This is a genomic window from Pseudomonas ficuserectae (assembly GCF_024584585.1).
In the GTDB taxonomy this organism is placed as follows: Bacteria; Pseudomonadota; Gammaproteobacteria; order Pseudomonadales; family Pseudomonadaceae; genus Aquipseudomonas; species Aquipseudomonas amygdali.
In genome coordinates this window covers 1,312,247-1,335,825 of the sequence record NZ_CP085684.1, presented here as the reverse complement: position 1 = coordinate 1,335,825, position 23,579 = coordinate 1,312,247, and the positions used below count along the sequence as shown (strand labels likewise).

22 protein-coding genes and 1 pseudogene are annotated in these 23,579 nt (G+C 57.9%); 9 read left to right on the top strand and 14 right to left on the bottom strand.

The features are described from left to right. Positions 1 to 46 precede the first annotated feature (46 nt). From LJU29_RS06025 to LJU29_RS06005, 5 genes and pseudogenes are all read right to left on the bottom strand, one after another. The gene (locus tag LJU29_RS06025) at positions 47 to 1,027 is read right to left on the bottom strand and encodes an IS5-like element ISPsy2 family transposase (protein ID WP_054078085.1); all 981 of its coding nucleotides are present in this window, start codon (positions 1,025 to 1,027) and stop codon (positions 47 to 49) included. A gap of 56 nt (positions 1,028 to 1,083) precedes the next feature. Next, positions 1,084 to 1,809 carry a hypothetical protein gene (locus LJU29_RS06020; RefSeq protein WP_257112690.1) on the bottom strand — a complete coding sequence of 242 codons (726 nt, stop codon included), beginning with the start codon at positions 1,807 to 1,809 and terminating at the stop codon, positions 1,084 to 1,086. A gap of 164 nt (positions 1,810 to 1,973) precedes the next feature. Beyond that, a complete protein-coding gene (locus LJU29_RS06015) occupies positions 1,974 to 2,825 on the bottom strand; it encodes an ATPase (RefSeq protein WP_004656426.1) in 852 nt (283 codons plus the stop codon). Between the two features lie 84 nt (positions 2,826 to 2,909). Continuing rightward, entirely contained in the window at positions 2,910 to 3,902 is a 993-nt protein-coding gene (locus LJU29_RS06010; protein ID WP_004656428.1) for an NAD-dependent epimerase/dehydratase family protein, read from the bottom strand. A 74-nt stretch (positions 3,903 to 3,976) separates the two neighbouring features. Next, a pseudogene (locus tag LJU29_RS06005) lies at positions 3,977 to 4,876 on the bottom strand (LysR family transcriptional regulator ArgP). A gap of 94 nt (positions 4,877 to 4,970) precedes the next feature. Here LJU29_RS06005 and LJU29_RS06000 point away from each other — a divergent pair. The 4 genes from LJU29_RS06000 to LJU29_RS05985 all read left to right on the top strand — a co-directional run bounded on the left by LJU29_RS06000 (position 4,971) and on the right by LJU29_RS05985 (position 10,315). Next, a complete protein-coding gene (locus tag LJU29_RS06000) occupies positions 4,971 to 5,573 on the top strand; it encodes a LysE/ArgO family amino acid transporter (RefSeq protein WP_005753928.1) in 603 nt (200 codons plus the stop codon). A 192-nt stretch (positions 5,574 to 5,765) separates the two neighbouring features. After that, the gene (locus tag LJU29_RS05995; RefSeq protein ID WP_257111776.1) at positions 5,766 to 6,347 is read left to right on the top strand and encodes a superoxide dismutase; all 582 of its coding nucleotides are present in this window, start codon (positions 5,766 to 5,768) and stop codon (positions 6,345 to 6,347) included. Positions 6,348 to 6,735: 388 nt separating this feature from the next. Beyond that, complete coding sequence (locus tag LJU29_RS05990; RefSeq protein ID WP_257111774.1) at positions 6,736 to 8,787, top strand: putative bifunctional diguanylate cyclase/phosphodiesterase; 2,052 nt, start codon at positions 6,736 to 6,738, stop codon at positions 8,785 to 8,787. Positions 8,788 to 8,956: 169 nt separating this feature from the next. Beyond that, the gene (locus tag LJU29_RS05985; RefSeq protein ID WP_257111773.1) at positions 8,957 to 10,315 is read left to right on the top strand and encodes an imelysin family protein; all 1,359 of its coding nucleotides are present in this window, start codon (positions 8,957 to 8,959) and stop codon (positions 10,313 to 10,315) included. 125 nt (positions 10,316 to 10,440) lie between these two features. Here LJU29_RS05985 and LJU29_RS05980 read toward each other — a convergent pair whose 3' ends face one another. Further along, positions 10,441 to 11,070 (bottom strand): pyridoxamine 5'-phosphate oxidase family protein, encoded by a 630-nt coding sequence (locus LJU29_RS05980; RefSeq protein WP_054994688.1) that lies wholly within the window; start codon positions 11,068 to 11,070, stop codon positions 10,441 to 10,443. Positions 11,071 to 11,276: 206 nt separating this feature from the next. Between LJU29_RS05980 and LJU29_RS05975 the strand changes: the two genes are divergently transcribed. The 3 genes from LJU29_RS05975 to LJU29_RS05965 all read left to right on the top strand — a co-directional run bounded on the left by LJU29_RS05975 (position 11,277) and on the right by LJU29_RS05965 (position 14,970). Continuing rightward, positions 11,277 to 12,704 carry a di-heme oxidoreductase family protein gene (locus LJU29_RS05975; protein ID WP_057453371.1) on the top strand — a complete coding sequence of 476 codons (1,428 nt, stop codon included), beginning with the start codon at positions 11,277 to 11,279 and terminating at the stop codon, positions 12,702 to 12,704. 78 nt (positions 12,705 to 12,782) lie between these two features. Further along, positions 12,783 to 13,847, top strand: coding sequence for an imelysin family protein (locus tag LJU29_RS05970; RefSeq protein WP_005740991.1), 1,065 nt, complete (start codon positions 12,783 to 12,785; stop codon positions 13,845 to 13,847). Between the two features lie 16 nt (positions 13,848 to 13,863). Then, complete coding sequence (locus tag LJU29_RS05965) at positions 13,864 to 14,970, top strand: DUF1513 domain-containing protein (protein WP_057424045.1); 1,107 nt, start codon at positions 13,864 to 13,866, stop codon at positions 14,968 to 14,970. Between the two features lie 24 nt (positions 14,971 to 14,994). On the opposite strand, the gene LJU29_RS05960 is transcribed toward LJU29_RS05965, so the two are convergent. The 5 genes from LJU29_RS05960 to colR all read right to left on the bottom strand — a co-directional run bounded on the left by LJU29_RS05960 (position 14,995) and on the right by colR (position 18,789). Beyond that, entirely contained in the window at positions 14,995 to 15,222 is a 228-nt protein-coding gene (locus LJU29_RS05960) for a hypothetical protein (protein ID WP_002555016.1), read from the bottom strand. Then, positions 15,219 to 15,941 (bottom strand): lipopolysaccharide kinase InaA family protein, encoded by a 723-nt coding sequence (locus LJU29_RS05955; protein WP_002555017.1) that lies wholly within the window; start codon positions 15,939 to 15,941, stop codon positions 15,219 to 15,221. The genes LJU29_RS05960 and LJU29_RS05955 overlap by 4 nt, the downstream gene beginning before the upstream one ends. Positions 15,942 to 15,945: 4 nt before the next feature. Beyond that, a complete protein-coding gene (locus LJU29_RS05950) occupies positions 15,946 to 16,626 on the bottom strand; it encodes a class I SAM-dependent methyltransferase (RefSeq protein WP_002555018.1) in 681 nt (226 codons plus the stop codon). A 200-nt stretch (positions 16,627 to 16,826) separates the two neighbouring features. Further along, the gene (locus tag LJU29_RS05945; protein WP_002555019.1) at positions 16,827 to 18,116 is read right to left on the bottom strand and encodes a sensor histidine kinase; all 1,290 of its coding nucleotides are present in this window, start codon (positions 18,114 to 18,116) and stop codon (positions 16,827 to 16,829) included. Beyond that, positions 18,106 to 18,789, bottom strand: a complete 684-nt coding sequence (gene colR / locus LJU29_RS05940) for a two-component system response regulator ColR (RefSeq protein WP_002555020.1) — start codon at positions 18,787 to 18,789, stop codon at positions 18,106 to 18,108. Before colR ends, LJU29_RS05945 begins: the two co-directional genes overlap by 11 nt. A gap of 177 nt (positions 18,790 to 18,966) precedes the next feature. On the opposite strand from colR, the gene LJU29_RS05935 reads away from it, so the two are divergent. Then, entirely contained in the window at positions 18,967 to 19,707 is a 741-nt protein-coding gene (locus LJU29_RS05935) for a phosphatase PAP2 family protein (RefSeq protein ID WP_005753952.1), read from the top strand. An 80-nt stretch (positions 19,708 to 19,787) separates the two neighbouring features. On the opposite strand, the gene groL is transcribed toward LJU29_RS05935, so the two are convergent. The 3 genes from groL to LJU29_RS05920 form a co-directional block, all read right to left on the bottom strand. Continuing rightward, on the bottom strand, positions 19,788 to 21,431 hold the full coding sequence (groL, locus tag LJU29_RS05930) for a chaperonin GroEL (RefSeq protein WP_002555022.1): 1,644 nt from the start codon (positions 21,429 to 21,431) through the stop codon (positions 19,788 to 19,790). Between the two features lie 49 nt (positions 21,432 to 21,480). Continuing rightward, positions 21,481 to 21,774, bottom strand: a complete 294-nt coding sequence (locus tag LJU29_RS05925) for a co-chaperone GroES (RefSeq protein ID WP_005753954.1) — start codon at positions 21,772 to 21,774, stop codon at positions 21,481 to 21,483. 254 nt (positions 21,775 to 22,028) lie between these two features. Further along, positions 22,029 to 22,523, bottom strand: a complete 495-nt coding sequence (locus tag LJU29_RS05920) for an FxsA family protein (protein ID WP_002555024.1) — start codon at positions 22,521 to 22,523, stop codon at positions 22,029 to 22,031. A 278-nt stretch (positions 22,524 to 22,801) separates the two neighbouring features. Here LJU29_RS05920 and LJU29_RS05915 point away from each other — a divergent pair, with 278 nt between their 5' ends. Beyond that, complete coding sequence (locus tag LJU29_RS05915; RefSeq protein WP_002555025.1) at positions 22,802 to 23,560, top strand: SDR family oxidoreductase; 759 nt, start codon at positions 22,802 to 22,804, stop codon at positions 23,558 to 23,560. Positions 23,561 to 23,579: the final 19 nt, after the last annotated feature.

Below are 23,579 nucleotides of genomic sequence, written 5' to 3'. Positions count from 1 at the left end.
GCTCTTTCGGCCGCTGCAAAGCCTTTTGCGGTAACCATTTCCTGCATTACACGCGCACCTCTCCTGCGCTCGCCAACAAATGTCGACGGGCCATCCACAGGTTTGACAGGGCGAACAACGTCACCATCTGCGCGGTGTTCTTGGCCAAGCCCCGAAAGCGCACTTTTTCATAGCCAAACTGGCGTTTGATGACCCGAAACGGATGCTCGACCTTGGCGCGAACCTGGGCCTTGGCCTTCTCGATTTTGCGGATCGCCTTGTACAAAATACTGCGTTTTCCATGCTTTTTGTAAGTGCTGCGGCGGGCGGCAATCTGCCAAATGACCTTGCGCCCAGCGTGTTCTTCGCGCTTCTCGACCCCGGTGTAACCTGCGTCGGCGCAGACTACGTTTTCCTCGCCGTGCAGCAGTTTGGCAACCTGCGTGACGTCTGCCACATTGGCCGCTGTTACTACCACGCTGTGCACCAGGCCTGACTCGTCGTCGGCGCCGATGTGAGCCTTGGCGCCGAAATAGTACTGGTTACCTTTCTTGGTTTGATGCATCTCAGGATCGCGTTTGCCATCCTTGTTCTTGGTCGAACTGGGCGCGTGAATCAGCGTGGCATCGACGATGGTGCCTTGACGCAACGACAAGCCACGGTCGCCCAGATAACCATTAATTACGCCGAGAATCCCGGTCGCCAACTCGTGCTTTTCCAGCAGACGACGGAAGTTGAGAATGGTGGTTTCGTCTGGAATTCGCTCCAGGCTCAGGCCTGAAAACTGACGCAGGATGGTCGTCTCATACAGCGCTTCTTCCATCGCCGGATCGCTGTAGCCGAACCAGTTCTGCATCAGATGAACACGCAGCATCGCCATCAGTGGGTAGGCGGGCCGGCCACCTTCTCCTTTTGGATAATAGGGCTCAATCAGGGCAATCAAACCTTTCCAGGGCACCACCTGATCCATCTCGATCAGGAACAATTCCTTACGGGTCTGCTTGCGCTTGCCGGCATACTCGGCGTCGGCGAAGGTCATCTGTTTCATCATCGAAAAGCTCGGCGACTGGTGTCCGGAGATTTTGCCAAATTAGGAAGTCTTTTTCAGAGTTTCCCTAGCACATTGCCTTCGGCATCAGTGATAGTCCCGTCCGGTAACTTCCAGCGACCGTCGGGGTAGCTGACAGAGCCATCTGCCATAACCCAGGTGCCGTCCTTGTGTTGAACATCGCCGCCGGGGTGCTCGACCGAACCGTCGGCATGCACGGTGGTGCCATCCAGGTGTTGAACAGTGCCATCCGTGTGCGTCAAGGACTGGCCATCTGCCGCCGCAACACTTCCATTCGGATAACTGACCGTACCATCGGGGTTGAAGACACTGTTTAGCGGGTGGACCAGTTGTAAAACACCGGTGACCGTGCTTATGACTGCCAGCAGCTTGTCCAGGCGCGAAGGTGCCTCAGGGGCCGGCGTTAACTTTTGCGCAACGGGTGGTTTGATAACAGGTTTGACGGGCGGTTTGACAGGTGGCCTCACTGGCTTTTTCACCTTGACCGGGGGTTTCACGGGCGGTTTCACGGGCGGCTTCACCGGACCTGCCCCCTTGACCGGAGGTTTTACAGGCGGCTTTACAGGCGGTTTGACAGGTGGCTTTACAGGCGGTTTGAACTTCACCGGTGGCTTGACCTGCTGGCGTACCAAATCTTCCGGATAATCCGGTACGTCGGCGTAAGTGGGCAACGGCGTCCTGGAAACTTCGTCTACTCCCTGGTCTGAGTCTTCAGCCGGGATGTAATTTTCGTTCGTTTCTTGCGGGGCATCGGTGTACATCTCATTGATTCCATTCATTGTTGAAACTCCAATTTAGTTAACAGCCAGGCAAGCGTAAGCCTTCCTTCTATTGGCAAGTGCATATCTATTTAACGAGTACAAAAAAATGTCAGGAAATTTGCCAGCGGCTATCTGCTATGGACAGCCGCCGGCAAGTCTTGCCTTCAACGACGCGCGTTGAGCTGTTGCGACAGATTCTGGATCTGGCTGGTGAGGGTATTGATATTGCGGGTGACCTGAGCACGAAACGCGTCGAACTCGGCAGTATTGGCCTCTGCTGACGGGGCCGGGCGGTTTTCCTGTTCGCTTTTGAGGACCATCAGGTCCTGCTCCAGGCGCTCGACAGCAGCCGACGGGTTGCCCTGTTTCTTCAATGTCGCAACATCGGCTGCCACGCTTTTGATTTGCGCATCCAGCTTGCCCTGATCGGCCTGTGCGGTTTTCAGATCGGGCAGCGCGGCTTTCAGGGTGGTCAGCTCAGCGACGACGCTTTTGAGCTGCTCCTGCAACTGCGCGCTTTCACTGTGCTGCTGGGCGGTTTGCGCGGCCATCTGCTCCAGGCGCTTGTCGAGACTGCCCTGCTGGCCTTCAACGCCCTCGCGCTGTTTGTCCTGATCCTCCAGTTGCGCTTCCAGCAGCTTGATGCGCTGCTTGAGCGCCTCGCCATCGCTGGACAGCGCCTCGGTCGCAACGACTTTGCCGGAAATATCCTGCAGGCGTCCCGCCGCTTCTTCGCTGATGCGCGCAAAGCTCTCCTGAGTGGCCACCAATTGCTGTTCCATGAGGGAGACCTGCTGAAAGCTCCACCAGCCCAGACCGCAAAAGGCAATGAACAGCGCGCCGACCAACGCCCATAGCGGTCCGGTGCTCGGGCCCTTTACCTTGACCACCGGTGTGGTACGCGAATAGACCGTGGTGCGTTCGCGTGCACCATTGCCCGGCGCGAAGTCGTCATCGTCGTCCTTGGCGCTCAGGCTGGGAACGTCATCGACGTCGTCGTATGGATCGTTGCGCATGAATAACCCTTCAGGAAGCTGTTAAACCAAAGTCGGGCAGTATAACAACAGCGCGCAACCAATCTCACTGTGCCACTACCGCATTCAGATTGCGTGCTGTGCCTGCCACCAGCCACAGAATTCATCCAGCGCTGTCCACAGGCTGACCTGAGGCTGATAATCCAGATAATGCCTGGCGCGGCTGATATCAAGCGTAAAATCCCTGTTCATGACCTGCATGCCCATTCTTGACAGGGTAGGTTCAGGTCGGCCCGGCCACAGCAGGCAGGCACCCTCGTTGATTGCTGCGGCACTGTAGGCCAGTCCGTATGAACGATAACGGGTGACTTGAGGCAGATGCATCTGGCGCATCACATAATTGATTGCGTCCCACAGCGGGACCGGCGTGCCGTTGCTGATGTTGTAGGCCTTGCCCAGCGCCGAGCCGGTTGCCAGCAAGCTGCTCAGCATGGCTTCGTTGAGGTTGTGCATGCTGGTGAAATCCACCACGTTCAAACCGTTGCCGACAATCGACAGACGCTTCTTGCGCTGCATGTGCAGCAAACGCGGGAAAATACTGTTGTCGCCCGCGCCAGTGACGAAGCGCGGCCGCAGGGCGATCACTTCCAGGCCGAACTCTTCGGCACCAAAGACCTTTTGCTCGGCCAGGTATTTGGTCGCCGCATAGTGATTATGGAAACGCTTGGGCACCTGCTCTTCCTTGATGCCGCGGTGCGATTTGCCATCAAAGTAGATCGAGGGCGACGAAAGATGAACCAACCTTCGCACCCTTTGTTTCAGGCAGCCCTCGACGATGTTTTCGGTAAGCTGCACGTTGCCCTGCATGAAATCCTGGCGGCGTCCCCACAGGCCGACGGAGCCTGCGCAGTGCACCACCGCTTCCACGTCATCGCACAGCGCCCGCACCAGATAAGGGTCAGCGAGGTCGCCCTGGATGAACTCGGCGCCACGCCTGACCAGGTGCTCGACACCTTCGGCACGACGGCCATTGATCCGCACGCTCATGCCCTGCTCAAGGGCAAAACGCGCAAAGCGTCCGCCGATGAAGCCGCTCGCGCCGGTGACCAGAATCTTCATTTACCGCTCCGTTAACGCATCTGCAGAAAAGGGAAAACCCTGCCTGCATGGATTACACATGATCATGTTGACGATCATTCCTCGCTCAGCGGCACCAGCCAATCGGCCGAATGTTGCGCAAGATGTTCGGTAAGCTGCGTCAAGAGCTGCCCGCCATTGCGCCAATGGTGCCAGTACAACGGCACATCGATGCAGCGCTCCGGCAGCAATTCAAGCAGGGTGCCGCTGCGCAATTGGTCGCGCACCTGCAACTCGGGCGCCAGGCCCCAGCCCATCCCGGCCTCGATCATACGTATGAAACCTTCGGACGACGGGCACAAATGATGCTCGAAGCCGTCCTGAACGCCAAGAAGTGCCAGATAACGATGCTGCAAAAGGTCGTCCGGCCCGTACACCAGTGCTGCCGATCTGGCCAGATTTGCCGGGCTCACGCCGTGCGGAAAATGGCGGGCGATGAATGAAGGACTGGCCAGCGCCCGATAGCGCATGGCCCCCAGCAACTGGCTGCGCGCCCCGGCCACCGGGCGCTCGCTGCCACACAGGCAGGCCGCGACCTCGCCTGCACGCATGCGCTTGAGCCCTACGTCCTGATCTTCGACAACCAGATCCAGCAACAGCCGGTGTTGCGTGCAAAACGCGCCGATGGCCGGTGCCCATCAGGTCGCCAGACTGTCGGCATTCAAGGCGATTCGCAGACGCTCGGGCATGCCCTCTTCATCCAGCGCCGGCACCTGACTCTGCAAGTCGCGCTCCAGCAAACGGACCTGCTGTACATGATTGAGCAGGCGGCGTCCGATGTCGGTCGGGCTCGGTGGCGTCGCGCGCACAAGCACCGGCAGACCAATGCGTGCCTCCAGCAATTTGATGCGCTGCGAAACCGCAGATTGAGACAGCCCCAGCACCTGAGCGGCACGCTCGAAACCGGCTTGCTCGATCACAGCCGCCAATGCAGATAACAATTTGTAGTCGAACATCAGTTTTCCTAATGAGCGATGAGTATTATTTGTTTTCCTTATAGCTCTCAACGCATAAGAATCGCCATCTGAATCTGCTCAATGGAACGTCTTTATGTGGCAAAGCTACCTTAATGGTCTGCTGATCGCGGCAGGCCTGATCATGGCTATCGGTACTCAGAACGCTTTTGTACTCGCTCAGGGCCTGCGCCGTGAACATCACGTGCCCGTGGCGTTGCTGTGCATTGTCTGCGACGCCATTCTGGTGGCGGCAGGCGTCTTCGGACTGGCCAATGTGCTCGCACAAAACCCGACATTGCTGGCGGTAGCACGCTGGGGCGGTGTGATATTCCTGAGCTGGTATGGCCTGCAGGCACTGCGGCGCGCGTGCTCGCGGCAAAGCCTTGAACACAGCACAGCCGTTGGCAAAAGATCGCTGCGCACGGTGTTGCTTAGTGCGCTGGCCGTTACCTTGCTGAACCCGCACGTGTATCTGGACACAGTGCTGCTGATTGGCTCGCTCGGGGCACAACAGGACGTGCCGGGGGCGTACGTGGGCGGTGCTGCCAGCGCCTCGCTGCTGTGGTTCTCAAGCCTGGCACTAGGTGCGGCATGGCTCGCGCCCTGGCTGGCCCGCCCCGCCACATGGCGCATGCTGGACGTGATGATCGCCGTGATGATGTTCAGCGTGGCCTTTCAATTGATCCGCTCAGCCTGACGGGTTTCATGACCTTCAGGTCAAACGCGTTGGAACCTCTATCCCACACAGTTGTTGCGTGGTTAAGCCGCAGACCCGGTGCTATGATCCGGGGTCTGCGCCGCAAAAGAGTAAAACTCCCGGTGCATGCTGTATCTGGCCGCCCGTGATCGGCCGTGCGATTACCGCAATTGACCTGAAAGGAGATAAACCATGGCTTTTGAATTGCCGCCACTGCCCTACGCCAAAGACGCTCTGGTGCCGCACATTTCTGCGGAGACTCTGGAATATCACCACGACAAGCACCACAACACCTACGTCGTGAACCTGAACAACCTGGTGCCAGGCACCGAGTTCGAAGGCAAGACCCTGGAAGAAATCATCAAGACCTCTTCGGGCGGTATCTTCAACAACGCCGCTCAGGTCTGGAACCACACGTTCTACTGGAACTGCCTGGCCCCTAAAGCTGGCGGCGAGCCTACCGGCGCGCTGGCCGAAGCCATCAACAAGGCGTTCGGTTCCTTCGACAAGTTTAAGGAAGAGTTCAGCAAGACTTCCATCGGCACTTTCGGCTCCGGCTGGGGCTGGCTGGTGAAGAAGGCTGATGGCTCCCTGGCACTGGCCAGCACCATCGGTGCCGGCAACCCGCAGACCAGCGGCGACACCCCGCTGCTGACCTGCGATGTGTGGGAACACGCCTACTACATCGACTACCGCAATCTGCGTCCTAAGTACGTAGAAGCGTTCTGGAACCTGGTGAACTGGGACTTCGTGGCCAAGCAATTCGCAGCCTGATTCCAGCCTCATCGAAAAACCCGGCCTCGCGCCGGGTTTTTTATGCTCCAGGTTTACACCTGTAGTCTTTCCAGATTCGTGTTTAATAAACGGCGTCAGACTTCGACCTGCCAGTCAGGTGAACAGCAAATGTTTTTTCGCCTGCCGCTGTTACTTTGTGTATTGTCAGAAAACGCTAGCTGACTCGCATCACGACGTAATTCTTTACAGTGTTCTGCTCAAATTACCCACCTGGCCACCCGACACACTCAGGTGGCTTGGGCCAGTAGGTGCAAGGAACGCGAAGATCAGCCAGACGCACCGTTTCTGACCACGTCACGACGGGCGGATCTGGCTTTTCGAGGGTCATGGGGCGATATGTCCTCCGACACGAACTAAGGAACGGCCATTGAAGCTGGAACTCAAGAATAGCCTTTCGGTAAAGTTGCTGCGCGTCGTACTGCTTTCGGCGCTGCTGGTAGGCGTCGTACTAAGCTGTGCGCAAATCGTTTTCGACGCCTACAAGACGCGTCAGGCCGTGGCGAACGATGCCGAACGAATTCTCGGAATGTTCCGCGATCCCTCCACGCAGGCCGTTTACAGCCTGGACCGCGAAATGGGCATGCAGGTCATCGAGGGCCTGTTTCAGGACGACGCGGTACGCATGGCATCGATAGGACACCCCAACGAAAGCCTGCTCGCAGAAAAAGACCGCCCGCTGAAAAGCTCTCCAACCCGCTGGCTGACAGACCTTATCCTCGGCCAGGAGCGCAGCTTCACCACGCAACTGGTCGGTCGCAGCCCCTACAGCGAGTATTACGGCGACCTGCGTATCACGCTGGACACTGCCAATTACGGCGAAAGCTTTCTGGTCAATGCCGCAATCATCTTCATCGCTGGTGTATTGCGTGCATTGGCAATGGGGCTGGTGTTGTACCTGGTCTATCACTGGTTGCTGACCAGGCCACTGTCGAAAATCATCGAACATCTGATCGCGATCAACCCCGACCGCCCCAGCGAACACCAATTGCCATTGCTCAAAGGCCACGAGAAAAACGAACTGGGGATTTGGGTCAATACCGCCAACCAGCTGCTGGCCTCCATCGAGCGCCACACTTATCTGCGCCACGAGGCGGAGAACAATCTGCAGCGCATGGCGCAATACGATTTCCTGACCGGCCTGCCCAACCGGCTTCAGTTGCAGATCGGTCTGGACAGAATTCTCGAAGATGCGGGGCGTCAGCAGCACCGGGTCGCGATTCTCTGCGTTGGCCTAGATGACTTCAAAGGTATCAACGAACAGTTCAGCTATCAGGCAGGCGATCAACTGTTACTCGCGCTGGCTGACCGGCTGCGCGCCCACAGCGGGCGACTCGGCGCTCTGGCGCGATTGGGCGGCGATCAGTTTGCACTGGTGCAGGCCAAAATCGAGCAACCCTATGAGGCAGCAGAGCTGGCGCAGAATATTCTGGATGAGCTGGAGGCCCCGTTTATAGTCGGTGAACAGCAGATCCGCTTACGAGCGACCATTGGCATCACGCTATTTCCCGAAGACGGCGACAACACCGAGAAACTGCTGCAAAAAGCTGAACAGACCATGACGCTGGCCAAAGCCCGCTCGCGTAACCGGTATCAGTTCTACATCGCCAGCGTCGACAGCGAAATGCGCCGCCGTCGTGAACTCGAAAAAGATCTGCGCGAAGCCTTGCCGGGCAATCAGTTGTACCTGGTCTATCAACCACAGATCAGCTATAGCGATCACCGCATCGTTGGCGTAGAAGCCTTGATCCGCTGGCAACATCCAGAGCATGGTCTAGTGCCGCCGGATGTATTCATCCCGTTGGCCGAGCAGAATGGCACCATCATCGCCATCGGCGAATGGGTGCTTGATCAGGCCTGCCGTCAGTTACGCGAATGGCTTGATCAAGGCTTCACCGACTTGCGCATGGCGGTCAACCTGTCGACCGTGCAACTGCATCACGCGGAACTGCCGCGCGTGGTCAACAACCTGTTGCAGATCTACCGCCTGCCACCGCGCAGCCTGGAACTGGAAGTGACCGAAACCGGCCTGATGGAAGATATCAATACCGCCGCCCAGCACCTGCTGAGCCTGCGACGCTCCGGCGCCTTGATCGCCATTGATGATTTCGGTACCGGTTACTCGTCGCTGAGTTACCTGAAAAGCCTGCCGCTGGACAAGATCAAGATCGACCGGAGTTTCGTTCAGGACCTGATTGACGACGACGATGACGCCACCATCGTGCGGGCCATCATCCAGCTGGGTAAAAGCCTTGGCATGCAGGTCATCGCCGAGGGCGTGGAGACGGTCGAGCAGGAAGCCTATATCGTCACCCAGGGCTGTCACGAAGGCCAGGGCTACCTGTACAGCAAGCCGCTGCCCGGTCGGGAATTGCTGGCTTACCTGAAACAGTCGAGAGAGCGTAACGCCGCCAGCCTTTGAACGGCCGTGCTCTTTCGAGCCATCTTGAAACCGACTGTTACAACCTGCTGAATACCTGAACACGACCGCAAAGGCGTTTTGCCTTTACATCGAATGCAAATCTTTCGCATCATGTCGCAGATTTTCTGGGCGCACCCCGCCATCAACTTTATCGACGCAGGATTCCGTCATGATTCGTATGCCTCTGGCAACCGCTAGTCTGTTGGCCATCGCTATCTCTCTCGCCGGTTGTGGCGAAGGCAAGGACAAGGCTGCCGCCCCGGCACCCGCGCCAGCCGCTGCTCCTGCGACTCCCGCGGCGACGCCTGCTGCCCCTGCTCCGGCCGCAGCCGCCCAGACTGACGACGCGGCGGCCAAGGCTGTGGTCGCGAATTACGCCAACATGGTGTCTGCGGTGTTCGACGACGCCGAAGCTGGTGCGAAAAAACTGAGCACCGCCGTCGACGCATTCCTGGCAAAACCCAACGATGAAACTTTGAAAGCCGCACGGGATGCGTGGGTAGCTGCGCGTGTGCCTTACATGCAGAGCGAAGTCTTCCGCTTCGGCAACACCATCATCGACGACTGGGAAGGACAGGTTAACGCCTGGCCTCTGGACGAAGGGCTGATCGACTATGTCGCCAAGGATTACCAGCACGCGCTGGGCAACCCGGGCGCGACTGCCAATATCATCGCCAACACCGAAATTCAGGTCGGCGAAGACAAGGTCGACGTGAAGGAGATCACCTCTGAAAAACTCGCCAGCCTGAACGAGCTGGGCGGTTCCGAAGCGAACGTTGCTACCGGCTACCACGCTATTGAATTTCTGCTGTGGGGCCAGGATCTGAACGGCACCGGCCTTGGTGCCGGGGCTCGTCCAGCCAGTGACTACCTTGAAGGCGCCGGTGCGACCGGCGGCCACAACGACCGCCGCCGCGCCTACCTCAAGGCTGTTACCGATCTGCTGGTCAGCGATCTGGAAGAAATGTCCGGCAACTGGAAGGCCGGCGTTGCCGACAACTACCGCGCCACGCTGGAAGCCGAATCCGGCGAAAGCGGTCTGCGCAAAATGCTCTTCGGCATGGGCAGCCTGTCGCTGGGTGAACTGGCGGGCGAGCGTATGAAAGTCGCACTGGAAGCCAACTCCAGCGAAGACGAACACGACTGCTTCAGCGACAACACGCACAACTCTCACTTCTACAACGGCAAGGGTATTCGCAACGTTTACCTGGGCGAATACACGCGCACCGATGGCAGCAAAGTCAGCGGCCCGAGCCTTTCGTCTCTGGTTGCCAAGGTAGACCCTGCCACCGACGCCACCTTGCGCGCCGATCTGGACGACACCCAGGCCAAGCTACAGGTCATCGTTGATCACGCCAACAAGGGTGAGCACTTCGACCAGTTGATCGCTGCCGGCAACACGGCAGGCAATCAAGTGGTGCGTGACGCCATTGCTGCGCTGGTCAAACAGACGGGGGCTATCGAACAGGCCGCTGGCAAGCTCGGCATCACCGACCTGAACCCGGACAACGCTGATCACGAGTTCTGACAGGTACTGTTTGCGGTAACAACCAATGCCGGTCAGTTCGCTAACCGGCATTTTTTATGCCTGACCGATATGCGTTGCTTTCAACTGCTGAGCGCTGACCATTACAGAAACGAGTTCCCGGAGCTTCAATACAACGTATCCGCGATGCGTCCCGGCAAAGCCTTGTCATAGGCGTCACCGTCGATCTGCTCGGCCGAAACCGCTTTTAGTATTTGCCCGGCAGTCGGCAGCGTGCTGCGTTCGATGTGCCGGGTTGCATCCCATAAACCGGACCTGATGGTTGCCCTGCTGCATTGGAAGTACACGCTGGTCACGGAGATGCGCAGCACTGACCTGGGCAGTTGGCCGTTCACCTCAAAACGCGACAACAGTTCGGGCTGAACCGATATCTGCGCTGTTCCGTTGACCCGCAAGGTCTCGCCCACGCCAGGGATGAGGAACAGCAACGCGACGCGTGGGTCGCTGATGATATTGCGCAGGGTGTCGATGCGGTTGTTGCCGCGCCGGTCAGGCAGATAAAGCGTCTTGCTGTCCTCGATATGCACGAAGCCCGAATGATCGCCACGCGGGGACGCATCAAGGCCATCAGACCCGGCAGAGGCCAGCACAACAAAGGGTGCCGACTCGATGAAGGGCCGGTAAACCGCGTGAATATGGTCAACTTCCTTGATCATGGAAGGAGGAGCAATCGGGCCATAGAGCGCTTCCAGCGTCTCGATTGTGGTCACGAGCGCGCTGTTTTCCGGGTTATCCATTGATGTGGCCTCTGCTGGGCATGTTGTCTGTGTGTGCTGTCAACTTCGACATGTGCAGCATAGGCAAAAATGCCGGGACCGGACCAGCCTCAGAGATTCGTAACAACGCATTACGTCAGAGCGGGCAAACGATAATCCCTCTTATTCAAACCGCACGAGGCTGATAAGCTTGCACGCCCCGATTTTCGCCTCGTTGCAGGATGTGTATGAGTACGCGGCTCCGTCTATCCCTCGCCTTGCTTACGACTCTGGCCGTGAGTGCATGCGATGACGCCCCGCGTTTCACTCATGCCGAGCCGGGAGAAGCCTTGTCCGGAGGCAGTGCGACGGTCAGGAAGAGCGATCAAAATGCCTTTTCCATGCCCTCGGCCAACTTGTCGCCCGTGCGGCGGCTGGACTTCAGTGTCGGCAACAGTTTTTTCCGCAGTCCGTGGGTGATTGCGCCATCGACCACGACCGCTCGCGACGGGCTTGGGCCGTTGTTCAACACCAACGCTTGCCAGAACTGCCACATCAAGGACGGTCGTGGTCATCCGCCAGAAACTGGCGACAGCAACGCCGTGTCGATGCTGGTCAGGCTGTCGATTCCTGATGACCCGGCCTACGCCGAGCTTGTGCAGCGCAATGGCGTGCTGCCTGAGCCGACTTACGGTGGGCAGTTGCAGGACATGTCGAACCCCGGCGTGGCCCCCGAGGGCAAGGTGCGGGTCGAGTACGATGCGCTGGCGGTCAAGTTTCGCGATGGCACCTCAGTCGAGCTGCGCCAGCCGACCCTCCGAATCACCCAGTTGGGTTACGGACCAATGCACCCCGATACCCACATCTCGGCGCGCATAGCCCCGCCGATGATCGGGCTGGGGTTGCTTGAGGCGATTGCCGATGAAGCAATTCTTGCCAATGCCGACCCGGATGACAAGAACGCCGATGGCATATCGGGACGCCCAAACTGGGTCTGGGACGATGCACAGCAAAAAGTCGTCATGGGCCGATTCGGCTGGAAAGCCGGGCAACCCAACCTGAATCAGCAGAACGTGCACGCTTTTTCCGGCGACATGGGGCTGACTACCAGCCTGCGCCGCTTTGATGACTGCACGCCAGCCCAGGCCGACTGCCTGGCAGCGCCCAACGGCAATGGCCCGAACGACGAGCCGGAGGTCAGCGACAACATCCTGCGTCTGGTGGAGTTCTACACACGCAACCTGGGGGTTCCGGCACGCCGCAAGGTCGATGACCCTCAGGTGCTGGCGGGCAAGAATCTGTTTTTTCAGGCGGGCTGCCAGCAATGCCACACGCCCTCGTTCAAGACCCGTAGCGACGCTGCCGAACCTGAGCTGGCCAATCAGGATATTCGCCCTTACAGCGATTTGCTGCTGCACGACATGGGCGAAGGGCTGGCCGATAACCGTACCGAGTTCCAGGCCACTGGCCGCGAGTGGCGCACGCCCCCACTGTGGGGGCTTGGCCTGACCGGCACGGTGAGCGGGCACACCCAACTGTTGCACGATGGTCGCGCCCGCAATGTACTTGAGGCGATACTGTGGCATGGCGGCGAAGCCCAGGCAGCGCAGCGGCAGGTTCTTGCATTTGACGCGCAACAGCGTGAAGCGCTGTTGGCGTTTCTGAATTCGTTATGATTGCTCCCATTCCAGAATCGTCTCGTTCAACATTATTTTTTCAAAATCATCTTTCGAAAATAAAATAAGGAGCCGGACATGTTCCGACCCAAGTTGTTGCTGACCAGCCTTGCGGCGCTTGCATTGGGTGCCTGCTCGCCATCCGACCCTCAGGCGGTCACGTCCGCAGCCATTGCCAAACAGGTAATCCTGCCGACCTACAGCCGTTGGGTCGATGCTGATCGTCAGTTGGCAACCAGCGCACTGGCGTTCTGTCAGGGCAAGACTGATCTGGCCACAGCACGCGCCGACTTTCTCAAGGCGCAGAAGACCTGGGCCGAGCTGCAACCGCTGCTGATCGGCCCTCTGGCCGAGGGCAATCGCGCCTGGCAAATACAGTTCTGGCCAGACAAGAAGAACCTGGTTGGCCGGCAGGTCGAGCAACTGGTGACGGCACAGCCGCAGATCACTGCTCAGGAGCTGTCCAAGGCCAGCGTCGTGGTGCAAGGTTTGTCCGCTTACGAATACATTCTGTTCGACGCGGAAATCGACATGGCCAATAGCGAACAGAAAGCCCGCTACTGCCCGCTGCTGATGGCAATCGGCGAGCGTCAAAAGCAGCTTGCCGAGGAAATCCTCAGCAGCTGGAACAGTACCGACGGCATGCTTGCGCAACTGAGCAAATTCCCCAACCAGCGCTACGCAGATTCTCATGAAGCCATCGCCGAACTGCTGCGGGTTCAGGTCACGGCCCTCGACAGTCTGAAGAAGAAGCTGGGCACGCCACTGGGTCGCCAGAGCAAGGGCCAGCCGCAACCCTTCCAGGCAGATGCATGGCGCAGCAAATCGTCGCTCAGCAGCCTGGAAGCCAGCCTGATCAGCGCCGAAACGGTCTGGACCGGTGTCGACAACAAGGGTCTGCGCAGCTTGCTGCCCGCCGAGCAGAAACCGCTGGCTGACAAAATCGATGCGGCCTACGCTACCAGCCGCAAATTACTGTCGGAACTCAAGCCGCCGCTCGCCGACCTGCTGGCCACCGAAACAGGACGTCAGCAACTCAATGCGTTCTACGACAGCCTCAATGCGGTGCACCGCCTGCACGAAGGCGAGCTGGCCAAGGCATTGGGCATTCAGTTGGGCTTCAACGCCAACGACGGCGATTGATCAAGAGGTACACGTGATGTTGCGACGTCAGGCCATGGCCCTCGGCAGTCTCTTGCTCAGCGCTTTCACGCTGGGCGGCTGGACGCTGTTCAGGCAAAAAGACGCATCCCCTCTGCTGCTCTCCGCTCGCGACGATGGCGAAGGCAAACACTACGCGGTGGGTTTCCGGCTCGACGGAACGCAGGTATTTGCCACCCAGGTGGGCCAGCGCTGCCACGACATCATCAATCATCCCGACCTGCCGATTGCAGTGTTCATCGCACGTCGTCCAGGTACTGAAAGCTATCTGATCGATTTGCGCGATGGCCGCTTACTGCAAACCATCGCTTCGCAGCCGAACCGACACTTCTATGGTCATGCGGTGATTCACCGCGACGGCGAATGGCTATATGCGACGGAAAACGACACCCTTGACCCAGGCCGAGGGCTACTGGGCGTCTATCGATTCGTTGATCAGCGACTGGTGCACTCGGCTGAAATTCCTACGCACGGTATCGGTCCGCATCAGGTTTCGTGGATGCCGGATGGCGAAACGCTGGTGGTCGCGAACGGCGGTATTCGCACCGAAGCGGAAAGCCGGGTAGAGATGAACCTGAATGCCATGCAGCCCAGCCTGGTGATCATGCAGCGTGACGGTACATTGCTGAGCAAGGAGACTCTTTCCCAGCAGATGAACAGCGTGCGTCACATGGGCATCGCCAGCGACGGCACCATCGTGGCAGGCCAGCAGTTCATGGGCGAAAGCCACGAAGTAGCCGAGTTGCTGGCAATCAAACGGCCGGGGCAGCCCTTTCAGGCCTTTCCGGTGGCAGAAGAACAACTGCGGGCGATGGCTCATTACACTGCAAGCGTTGCAGTGCACAGTGATCTGCGCCTGGTAGCCCTGACAGCGCCGCGTGGCAACCGGTTCTTTATCTGGGATCTGGACAGCGGTGCATTGAAGCTGGATGCGCCGCTACCAGACTGCGCAGGCGTGGGTGCGGTAGCCGACGGGTTTGTCGTGACTTCGGGCCAAGGGCGTTGCCGCTTCTATGATTGTCGCAAAGCGCAACTGCTGGCCAAACCGTTGGACCTGCCAGCAGGGCTGTGGGACAACCACCTTCATCTGGCTCAAGCAGGATAGTCAGAAGTCAGGCAGCAAAGCGCCTCAGTTCCTGACCCCAGCCCCTTGCGCCAGGCTGTACATGAACAGCAACAGGTCATGATCAGGCTGCACGCTCACCAGACTCTTGGCCACACGCGGCAACGGGCAATATCCCTCGCCGTGCTGTGTCGTGAGTATCTGGGTAGACGGTTGTTCAAGCGCTGCCACTGCGACAGTGGCAATTGCCAATGCACCGAAGATAAACAGACCTCTTGCCATTTCTAGCTTCATGACTCTAAACCTTTGATAGAGCTGCCAAACGCTGCCTGATAAAAGTAGATCAACTTTTGCCAGTCTGCAGCGCTGAATGACGAATGGCGTCGTAGCTGTTTCATATCATGCTGGGCCGCCCCTTGCGCTGTCAGGCGGCGCCGGCCTTTTTCGAGGTCCAGCAAGGCAACCTCGACTTTGGCATCCGGCCCCTCACCGGTCACACGTACAAATATGTGCTTGATATAAAGGCAGCTATGCTGCCAGCGGCCAAGGTGCATGCGGGCCAGGGTGGCCGCCACTTCCTTGAGCACGAGCTCATAGAACAGCTCGCCATGCCGCTCGCGTCCTCCGCCAGCCTGCCACTTTTCTATCTCTTCGAAACCTTCCAGCGCAACCGTGACCAGCAATGCCCGCCAGGCATTGTCCTCGCCACGCTCGGCACCGCAAAACACCACTTCCGGCACGACTACGCCAAGCTTGCGCAGACCTTCAAGCGCTTCACGCTCACGCAATACAGTCGGTCGCCCCAAAGGGTGCAGCAAACTGCGGTATATATGCCCTGTCTGACGCTTGGCATAAAGCGTTTGCCCGTTGTCCATCGTGAGCCGCTGTACACCACTTTCTCCACCTCGACGGGAATTGGGTTCTTCAACCCATTCGCCGTGCTGACTCCAGAAATGGTTGAACTCATCCTGCACCGAGTTCACAACTGGCTCTTTCAAGGACTGCAAACCCATCTGTTTACCTTTTACGTAAGACGTAGACACGCCACATGGCGTACATCGGCAGAAAATCCATTCGGTTCTGGATACGAAATCCTGCCTGTTCAAATTCGGATTCTGCGGTAGCAACCGGTAACACAAAACGATTCTGGTAACTTTCCTGCCCGTTTTTCTGGAGACGCTGTTTCTCCAGACGTGCACGCTTCCATGCTTTGAAATTGCCGTCGACCCATAATGAGACAATCACACTGTCCCGGGTTACGCGCTGGAACTCACGCAATAGAGCCATCCGATCGCTTGACTGACCGACGTGGTGCAGCAGGCGCATGCAGAAGATGCTGTCTACTGCGTTATCAGGCAGGTCGATGTCAAAGGCAGATGTCTGCAAAGGTTGTACCCTTTTCACAACTTCTGCCGGCTGTGACGCACAAGCGGTGCTGAGCATGTCTGCGGAGTTGTCAGCCCCGATGATCGAGCGGTTCGGTTTCTCGGCCAACAATGGCCAGAAACGCCCCGCGCCGCAAGGCAGATCCAGCACCAGGCCAGGGTCACCGGCCAGGTGAAGCGCTTTTCTCGCCAGTTGTTCATCGCGATGATGCGACAACTTGCGCCAAAGACCGTCCTGATGCTTTTCAAGGTACTGACGAGCATGCGACTTGTCGTACTTGCGGGAAAACTCGAGTTCTATGCGGTCGCTCATGAGAGCTGCTCCTGACGTTGATGCGGGCCAAACTAAAGGCACCGCTGTCACTGTCAGGTCATCTGAATGTGAAAATATTGTTACCTCTATACTTCAGATGTTTCGAGATTTTACAGAGAGTTAGACGCCGTGTGTGACTTATCGACGAAGTGCAGTCGATTTACCGTCACACACTGAGGTGGGTCTGCTCAAAATGAACGTCAGGTTTTGTTCAGGTTCAATGTCACTTCGAACCGGCAACCGTGTGGCTCCATGGGCGTGAGATCGACGCTCCATCCCTGGTTGGCGCAGATGCGCTGCACCAGTGACAAACCAAGGCCCAGGCCTTCCCCGCGCTGCTCGTTACCACGTACAAATGGCTCGAACATGGCCTCGCGTTTTTCCTCGGGAATACCGACGCCACTGTCTTCCACGGTGAAACTTTCGGCGTGCAGGGTCAGCGCAATGAATCCGTAATCAGTGTAGTGCAGCGCGTTGCGCAGCAAGTTACCCATCACGGCATGGAGGAAGGTCGCGTTGTAACGAATTTCGGACAGCTGGTCATCGGCAGGTGGCGTGTAGGTCAGTTGCAGCCCCTTGCCTTCTATCGGATCACGCCATTGAGAGATCAACTGCTCGGCCACTCCGACCAGCGTGGCCTTGGGCGTCATGGCCGGGTCTTCACGCTGGGTGCGGGCGAGCATGAGGAACGTTTGCACCAGATCACGCATCTCTTCGCAGGCGCGGCCAATGCGCTCGACCTGACGACGCCCTCGCAGGTCGAGCGCAGGGTTTTCCAGCAGCAGCTCGCAGGAGCTGGCCAGTACCATCAATGGGGTGCGCAGCTCGTGACTCACGTCACTGGTAAACATGCGCTCACGAATCAACGCTTGCCTCAGACGCCCCAGCGTTGCATCGAACGCCACCGCCAGCTCGCCGACCTCATCAGCGGCGTAGTCAGGTGCCAGTGGCGGTGCCAGCCCCAGCAACTGGTCACGGTGACGAACCTGTCTGGCCAGACGCACTACCGGTGCCATCACCCGACGGGCCAATACCCAGCCGAGAAATACCGCCAGCGCCAATGCCAGAACAAAACCGACCAGCACGACAGCGAACAAAACCCGCTCACGCTCTTCAAAATCGCTCTGGTCCTGAAGCAGGGCGTAATGCCGACCGTCTACCACCTCAATCATGGCGTGGTACGACAGTGGCCCACGGAAGACCTCATGAAAACCGGGTTCAAGGTGCCGAAGGTCTTTGGGCAGATCGAAATCGCCCGGACCGTTGCTGAAATAGAACAACTGATCGGGCTTGGGCCGGTGGCTCCAGTCACTGACACTGTCCATCAGCATCAGGCGATTAAGGTCGCCGCCAAGACCGGCAGAAATCAGTTTTTCTTCGACCAGATGGACCGTGGAAATAATGCCGATGGCGAAAGACCCGGCGACCAGTGCACTCATCAATGCAAAGGCAATGATGATCCGTTGGGCAAGACTCTGTTTAAACTCCATCCCGGCCCTCGGCCAAGCGATAGCCCACACCGTGCACGGTCTGCAACAGCGGTTTGCCGAACGGTTTGTCGATCACCTGACGCAACTGATGCACATGACTGCGCAGGCTGTCGCTGTCCGGGCAGTCGTCGCCCCACAGAGCCTCTTCCAGAATCTCGCGGCGCAATACATGCGGGCTTTTCTGCATCAGGACGGCGAGCAGTTTGAGCCCGACCGGGTTGAGTTTGAGCATCCGGCCTTCACGCGTCACCTCAAGGGTGTCGAGGTCATAGACCAGATCGGCGACCTGCAAGGTACGCCGTCCGCCGCCTTGGGCACGGCGCAACACCGCTTCGATGCGCGCGGCCAGTTCGGACAGGGCGAACGGCTTGAGCAGGTAGTCATCAGCGCCGGAGCGGAAGCCTTGCAGACGGTCGTCCAGCTGGTCACGTGCGGTCAGCATGATGACCGGGGTATCGCGACGGGCATCTTCGCGCAGACGCTTGCACAGCGTGTAGCCGTCGATGCCCGGCAGCATGATGTCGAGGACAATCAGGTCGTAATGCTCGGTGGCTGCCAGGTGCAGTCCTGAGAGGCCATCCTGAGCGCAGTCGACGGTATAGCCTTTCATGCCCAGGTAATCGGCCATGTTCGCCAGGATGTCGCGGTTGTCTTCAACCAGAAGAATTCGCATAACGCACTCTCATATGCAGTTTGGGCTGGCGCAGCTTAAGACGAAGTGAGCGTCAGGGCCAGCGCCGATATGGCATGACGATTTTTTCACCTATGATTTACAAAGCACATGACACACTTTGAGACAAACCGTCGCACACAATGATCGCGGCATGCCTTTCACCGATCTGGATTCGATATGTCGAAAACCGTCGCCCCACCCTATTCTCGCTCAATAAATCCGTGGATTTATCTGGGTATCCCCGCTGTTGTCGCGCTGATCCTCGTACTCCTTGAGCTGACTTCGCTGGACATGGACATCGCCAGGCTTGCCTTCGATCCCGTCAGTGGGCAATTCATTGGCAGGCATAGCTATTTTCTGGAAGACGTCCTTCACGACCGCGCCAAACAACTGGTGATGGTTTTCGGCGTACTGGCGATGATCGGCTTTGCCGCGTCATTCAAGGTAGAACGCCTGATCCCGTGGCGCAGAGAACTGGGTTGTCTGGTGTTGTCCATGGCGCTTTCAACCGCCTTCGTGACACCAGTAAAAGTGGTGACCTCGGTGCAATGCCCCTGGAGCCTGACCGAGTTCGGCGGCCAGGAAACCTACAGTGAACTGTTGAGCCCGCGCCCCGCCACCGACAAGCCAGGTCGCTGCTGGCCGGGAGGTCATGCGGCCACCGGGTTTACCCTGTTTGCCCTGTTCTTCGCCTTGCGCGACCGCCGCCCGAGAATGGCGAAAATGGGGCTGGCCCTGGCCTTCGGTTTGGGAACAGTGTTCTCTATCGGCCGAATGCTGCAAGGCGCGCACTTCTTTTCCCATAACATCTGGACTGCAGTGTTTTGCTGGTTGATCTGTCTGGGGGTTTACTACTTTGTACTTTACCGCCCCGAAACCAAGGGACTCGATAACAGCAAAGTACAACCGACGCGCTGATTGATCCGGAACAGCAAGACAAAAAAACCCCGCACAAGGCGGGGTTCTTTATGGGTGTAGCTTTTCGGGGTAAAGCCGGCTTACATCATGCCGCCCATACCACCCATGCCGCCCATGTCCGGCATGCCGCCGCCTGCTGGCTTGTCTTCAGGCACGTCAGCGATCATCGCTTCGGTGGTGATCATCAAGCTGGCGATGGAGGACGCCGCCTGCAGAGCAGAGCGAGTCACTTTGGCCGGGTCCAGGATACCCATTTCAATCATGTCGCCGTATTCGCCGGAAGCAGCGTTGTAACCGAAGTTACCCGAACCCTGCTTTACCTTGTCGACAACAACGCTTGGCTCGTCACCGGAGTTGGCAACGATCTGGCGCAGAGGTGCTTCAACGGCGCGACGCAGCAGAGCAATACCGACGTCCTGATCAGCGTTGTCGCCTTTCAGACCTTCGATAGCTTGCAGGGAGCGAACCAGTGCTACGCCACCGCCAGGTACCACGCCTTCTTCGACGGCTGCGCGGGTTGCGTGCAGGGCGTCTTCAACGCGGGCTTTCTTCTCTTTCATCTCAACTTCGGAACCGGCACCGACCTTGATCACTGCAACGCCGCCAGACAGCTTGGCCAGACGCTCTTGCAGTTTTTCCTTGTCGTAGTCCGAGCTGGTGTCGCCGATTTGCTGACGGATCTGGGAGATACGCGAGTCGATATCGGTTTTGACGCCAGCACCATCAATGATGGTGGTGTTTTCTTTGTTCAGGATGACGCGCTTGGCATTACCCAGGTGTTCCAGGGTAGTGGTTTCCAGGCTCAGGCCGATCTCTTCGGAGATAACGGTACCGCCGGTCAGAACAGCGATGTCCTGCAGCATGGCCTTGCGACGATCGCCGAAACCTGGAGCCTTGACGGCTGCAACTTTCACGATACCGCGCATGTTGTTGACAACCAGAGTTGCCAGCGCTTCGCCTTCAACGTCTTCAGCAACGATCAGCAGAGGACGGCCAGCCTTGGCGACTGCTTCCAGAACCGGCAGCATTTCGCGAATGTTGGAGATCTTCTTGTCGACCAGCAACAGCAGCGGGCTGTCCAGCTCGGCAACCATGGTGTCTGGCTTGTTGATGAAGTACGGAGACAGGTAACCGCGGTCAAACTGCATGCCTTCTACAACAGACAGCTCGTTTTCCAGACCCGAACCTTCTTCAACGGTGATAACGCCGTCTTTGGTCACTTTTTCCATGGCTTCGGCAATGATGTCGCCGATGGAGTGATCAGAGTTGGCCGAAATGGTACCCACCTGGGCAATTGCCTTGGTGTCGGTGCAAGGCTTGGACAGTTTTTTCAGCTCTGCAACGATGGCGATGGTCGCCTTGTCGATGCCGCGCTTGAGGTCCATCGGGTTCATGCCGGCAGCGACAGCCTTCAGGCCTTCGTTGACGATAGCCTGAGCCAGAACGGTAGCGGTAGTAGTACCGTCACCGGCGTCATCGTTGGCACGGGAGGCAACGTCTTTGACCAGCTGCGCGCCCATGTTTTCAAAACGGTCTTTAAGCTCGATTTCCTTGGCAACCGACACACCGTCTTTGGTGATCAGCGGAGCGCCAAAGCTTTTCTCGATGATAACGTTACGGCCTTTAGGGCCCAGGGTCGCTTTAACTGCGTCAGCCAGGACGTTTACACCGGCGAGCATTTTTTTGCGGCCAGAATCGCCGAATTTAACTTCTTTAGCAGCCATGATCATTATTCCTTGAATACTTTGTAGTAACGGAAATCAGCGGGAGCACTCAGCCTTCGATGACAGCAAGAATCTCGTTCTCGCTCATCACCAGCAGGTCTTCGCCGTCTACTTTCACTGTGTTGCTGCCGGAATAAGGGCCGAACACAACCTTGTCACCCACTTTCACAGCCAGCGCACGTACTTCGCCGTTGTCCAGCACGCGGCCGGTACCCACAGCAACGATCTCGCCGCGGTTAGGCTTTTCAGCAGCCGAACCTGGCAGAACGATACCGCCGGCAGTTTTCGTTTCTTCTTCACTGCGCCGGATTACGACGTGGTCATGCAGAGGACGAAGCTTCATTGTCGATCTCCTGATTATGTTTGTTTGATCGTCCGGTGAGTGCACCGGCCGGTTTAAATCCGGACTTGCCGGTTACGGTTCGACGCGCGAACCGCAGAATACGGTCTGGCCTTCATGCCAGAAACCTTGCGGTGACCCATACATAAGGGCGAGCAAAGTGATTACAAGTCTTGAGCAAAAAAATTTTACAGCCCAATTGCCACGCCAAAACGAGCGCGGCACCCGAAGGTGCCGCGCTGCCGGGGGTGTAACGGCTACTTGTCGCGATGTTCAAACTCGCCTTCAATAACGTCCGGCTCGCGGGTCGGCTGGTGAATGGCATTGGGGCGATGGCTGGCAGGTCCCTGATTGGCCTGAGTCTGCAGATCATCGGCGAAGGCGCGCTGACGCATAGCCTGATCCTCTGCACGGCGACGAACCTTGTTGATCAGCAGACGACGAGTAATCGGCAGCAGACAGATGACACCCAGAATGTCACTGATGAAGCCGGGCAACAGCAGTAGACCGCCACCGACAGCGACCATCAGGCCTTCGAGCATTTCCTGGGCAGGCAACTCGCCACGCGCCAGACTTTCGCGCGCACGCAGCGCCGTTGCAAAACCGGCTACCCGCATGACGAACAAGCCCAGCATGGACGTCGCGACGACCAGCAGGAAGGTCCAGAGAAAGCCGATGGACATCCCGACACGAACCAGCAGAAACAGCTCAAGTACCGGGAATAATAAAAACAGCAGCAAAAAAACACGCATCAAATGAGTTCCTCAAGGGAAGAATGCCTTCCGAGTAGACCGTATGTGATGTCAGAAGGTCGTTAATTCAAGCTCCCTGCGCTTGGGTAACAGCTTAATTATGCGCATAAGTCAGCTGAACCTGGGCTTCACAAACGTGTATCGGTGTATTTCAGGGCTGGGTGGCAGAGGCGAGACGAACGGGCGAAAACAGCCTATAACGTGCTCTGGCTATGGCATAAGCACTAGCATCAAGCCAGTGATGCCATGGAAACGATCAACTGTGATTGGGCACGCACATGGAATTGAAAGACAAGCTGATAATTATCACCGGCGGATGCCAGGGGCTAGGCAGAGCCATGGCCGAATATCTGGCTGGCAAGGGCGCGAACCTGGCACTGCTGGACCTGAATCAGGACAAACTTGATCAGGCCGTCGTAGCCTGTGAGGCGCTCGGGGTCAAGGCTCGCGCCTATCTATGCAATGTCGCCAATGAAGAACAGGTCGTCGACACGGTCAATAAGGTCGCCGAGGATTTCGGGGCCATTCATGGCCTGGTCAACAACGCCGGTATTTTGCGTGACGGCCTGCTGGTCAAGGTCAAGGATGGCGTGATGACCAAACTGAGCCTGGCGCAATGGCAATCGGTGATTGACGTCAATCTGACCGGCGTATTCCTCTGCACGCGCGAGGTGGCGGCGAAAATGATCGAGCAGAAGAGCCAGGGCGCGATCATCAATATCTCGTCGATTTCACGGGCGGGGAATATCGGACAAACCAACTATTCGGCAGCCAAGGCCGGCGTTGCCGCCGCGACCGTTACCTGGGCAAGGGAACTGGCACGCTACGGAATCCGCGTGGCGGGCGTGGCACCTGGGTTCATTGAAACCGAAATGACCGGCAGCATGCGCCCTGAGGCACTTGAGAAAATGACCTCGGCCATCCCGCTCAAGCGTATGGGCAAGCCAGACGAAATCGCCCACTCGGTGGCTTACATTCTTGAAAACGATTATTTCAGTGGCCGCATACTGGAGCTGGACGGCGCGATGAGAATCTAGTCAGCGCATAGCGGCAGAG

What these genes read in the sequence shown, in the direction of transcription:
- LJU29_RS06025 (WP_054078085.1), bottom strand. Translation starts at nt 1,027, where the DNA reads ATGAAACAGATGACCTTCGCCGACGCCGAGTATGCCGGCAAGCGCAAG.
- LJU29_RS06020 (WP_257112690.1), bottom strand. Translation starts at nt 1,809, where the DNA reads ATGTACACCGATGCCCCGCAAGAAACGAACGAAAATTACATCCCGGCT.
- LJU29_RS06015 (WP_004656426.1), bottom strand. Translation starts at nt 2,825, where the DNA reads ATGCGCAACGATCCATACGACGACGTCGATGACGTTCCCAGCCTGAGC.
- LJU29_RS06010 (WP_004656428.1), bottom strand. Translation starts at nt 3,902, where the DNA reads ATGAAGATTCTGGTCACCGGCGCGAGCGGCTTCATCGGCGGACGCTTT.
- LJU29_RS06000 (WP_005753928.1), top strand. Translation starts at nt 4,971, where the DNA reads ATGTGGCAAAGCTACCTTAATGGTCTGCTGATCGCGGCAGGCCTGATC.
- LJU29_RS05995 (WP_257111776.1), top strand. Translation starts at nt 5,766, where the DNA reads ATGGCTTTTGAATTGCCGCCACTGCCCTACGCCAAAGACGCTCTGGTG.
- LJU29_RS05985 (WP_257111773.1), top strand. Translation starts at nt 8,957, where the DNA reads ATGATTCGTATGCCTCTGGCAACCGCTAGTCTGTTGGCCATCGCTATC.
- LJU29_RS05980 (WP_054994688.1), bottom strand. Translation starts at nt 11,070, where the DNA reads ATGGATAACCCGGAAAACAGCGCGCTCGTGACCACAATCGAGACGCTG.
- LJU29_RS05975 (WP_057453371.1), top strand. Translation starts at nt 11,277, where the DNA reads ATGAGTACGCGGCTCCGTCTATCCCTCGCCTTGCTTACGACTCTGGCC.
- LJU29_RS05970 (WP_005740991.1), top strand. Translation starts at nt 12,783, where the DNA reads ATGTTCCGACCCAAGTTGTTGCTGACCAGCCTTGCGGCGCTTGCATTG.
- LJU29_RS05965 (WP_057424045.1), top strand. Translation starts at nt 13,864, where the DNA reads ATGTTGCGACGTCAGGCCATGGCCCTCGGCAGTCTCTTGCTCAGCGCT.
- LJU29_RS05960 (WP_002555016.1), bottom strand. Translation starts at nt 15,222, where the DNA reads ATGAAGCTAGAAATGGCAAGAGGTCTGTTTATCTTCGGTGCATTGGCA.
- LJU29_RS05955 (WP_002555017.1), bottom strand. Translation starts at nt 15,941, where the DNA reads ATGGGTTTGCAGTCCTTGAAAGAGCCAGTTGTGAACTCGGTGCAGGAT.
- LJU29_RS05950 (WP_002555018.1), bottom strand. Translation starts at nt 16,626, where the DNA reads ATGAGCGACCGCATAGAACTCGAGTTTTCCCGCAAGTACGACAAGTCG.
- LJU29_RS05945 (WP_002555019.1), bottom strand. Translation starts at nt 18,116, where the DNA reads ATGGAGTTTAAACAGAGTCTTGCCCAACGGATCATCATTGCCTTTGCA.
- colR (WP_002555020.1), bottom strand. Translation starts at nt 18,789, where the DNA reads ATGCGAATTCTTCTGGTTGAAGACAACCGCGACATCCTGGCGAACATG.
- LJU29_RS05935 (WP_005753952.1), top strand. Translation starts at nt 18,967, where the DNA reads ATGTCGAAAACCGTCGCCCCACCCTATTCTCGCTCAATAAATCCGTGG.
- groL (WP_002555022.1), bottom strand. Translation starts at nt 21,431, where the DNA reads ATGGCTGCTAAAGAAGTTAAATTCGGCGATTCTGGCCGCAAAAAAATG.
- LJU29_RS05925 (WP_005753954.1), bottom strand. Translation starts at nt 21,774, where the DNA reads ATGAAGCTTCGTCCTCTGCATGACCACGTCGTAATCCGGCGCAGTGAA.
- LJU29_RS05920 (WP_002555024.1), bottom strand. Translation starts at nt 22,523, where the DNA reads ATGCGTGTTTTTTTGCTGCTGTTTTTATTATTCCCGGTACTTGAGCTG.
- LJU29_RS05915 (WP_002555025.1), top strand. Translation starts at nt 22,802, where the DNA reads ATGGAATTGAAAGACAAGCTGATAATTATCACCGGCGGATGCCAGGGG.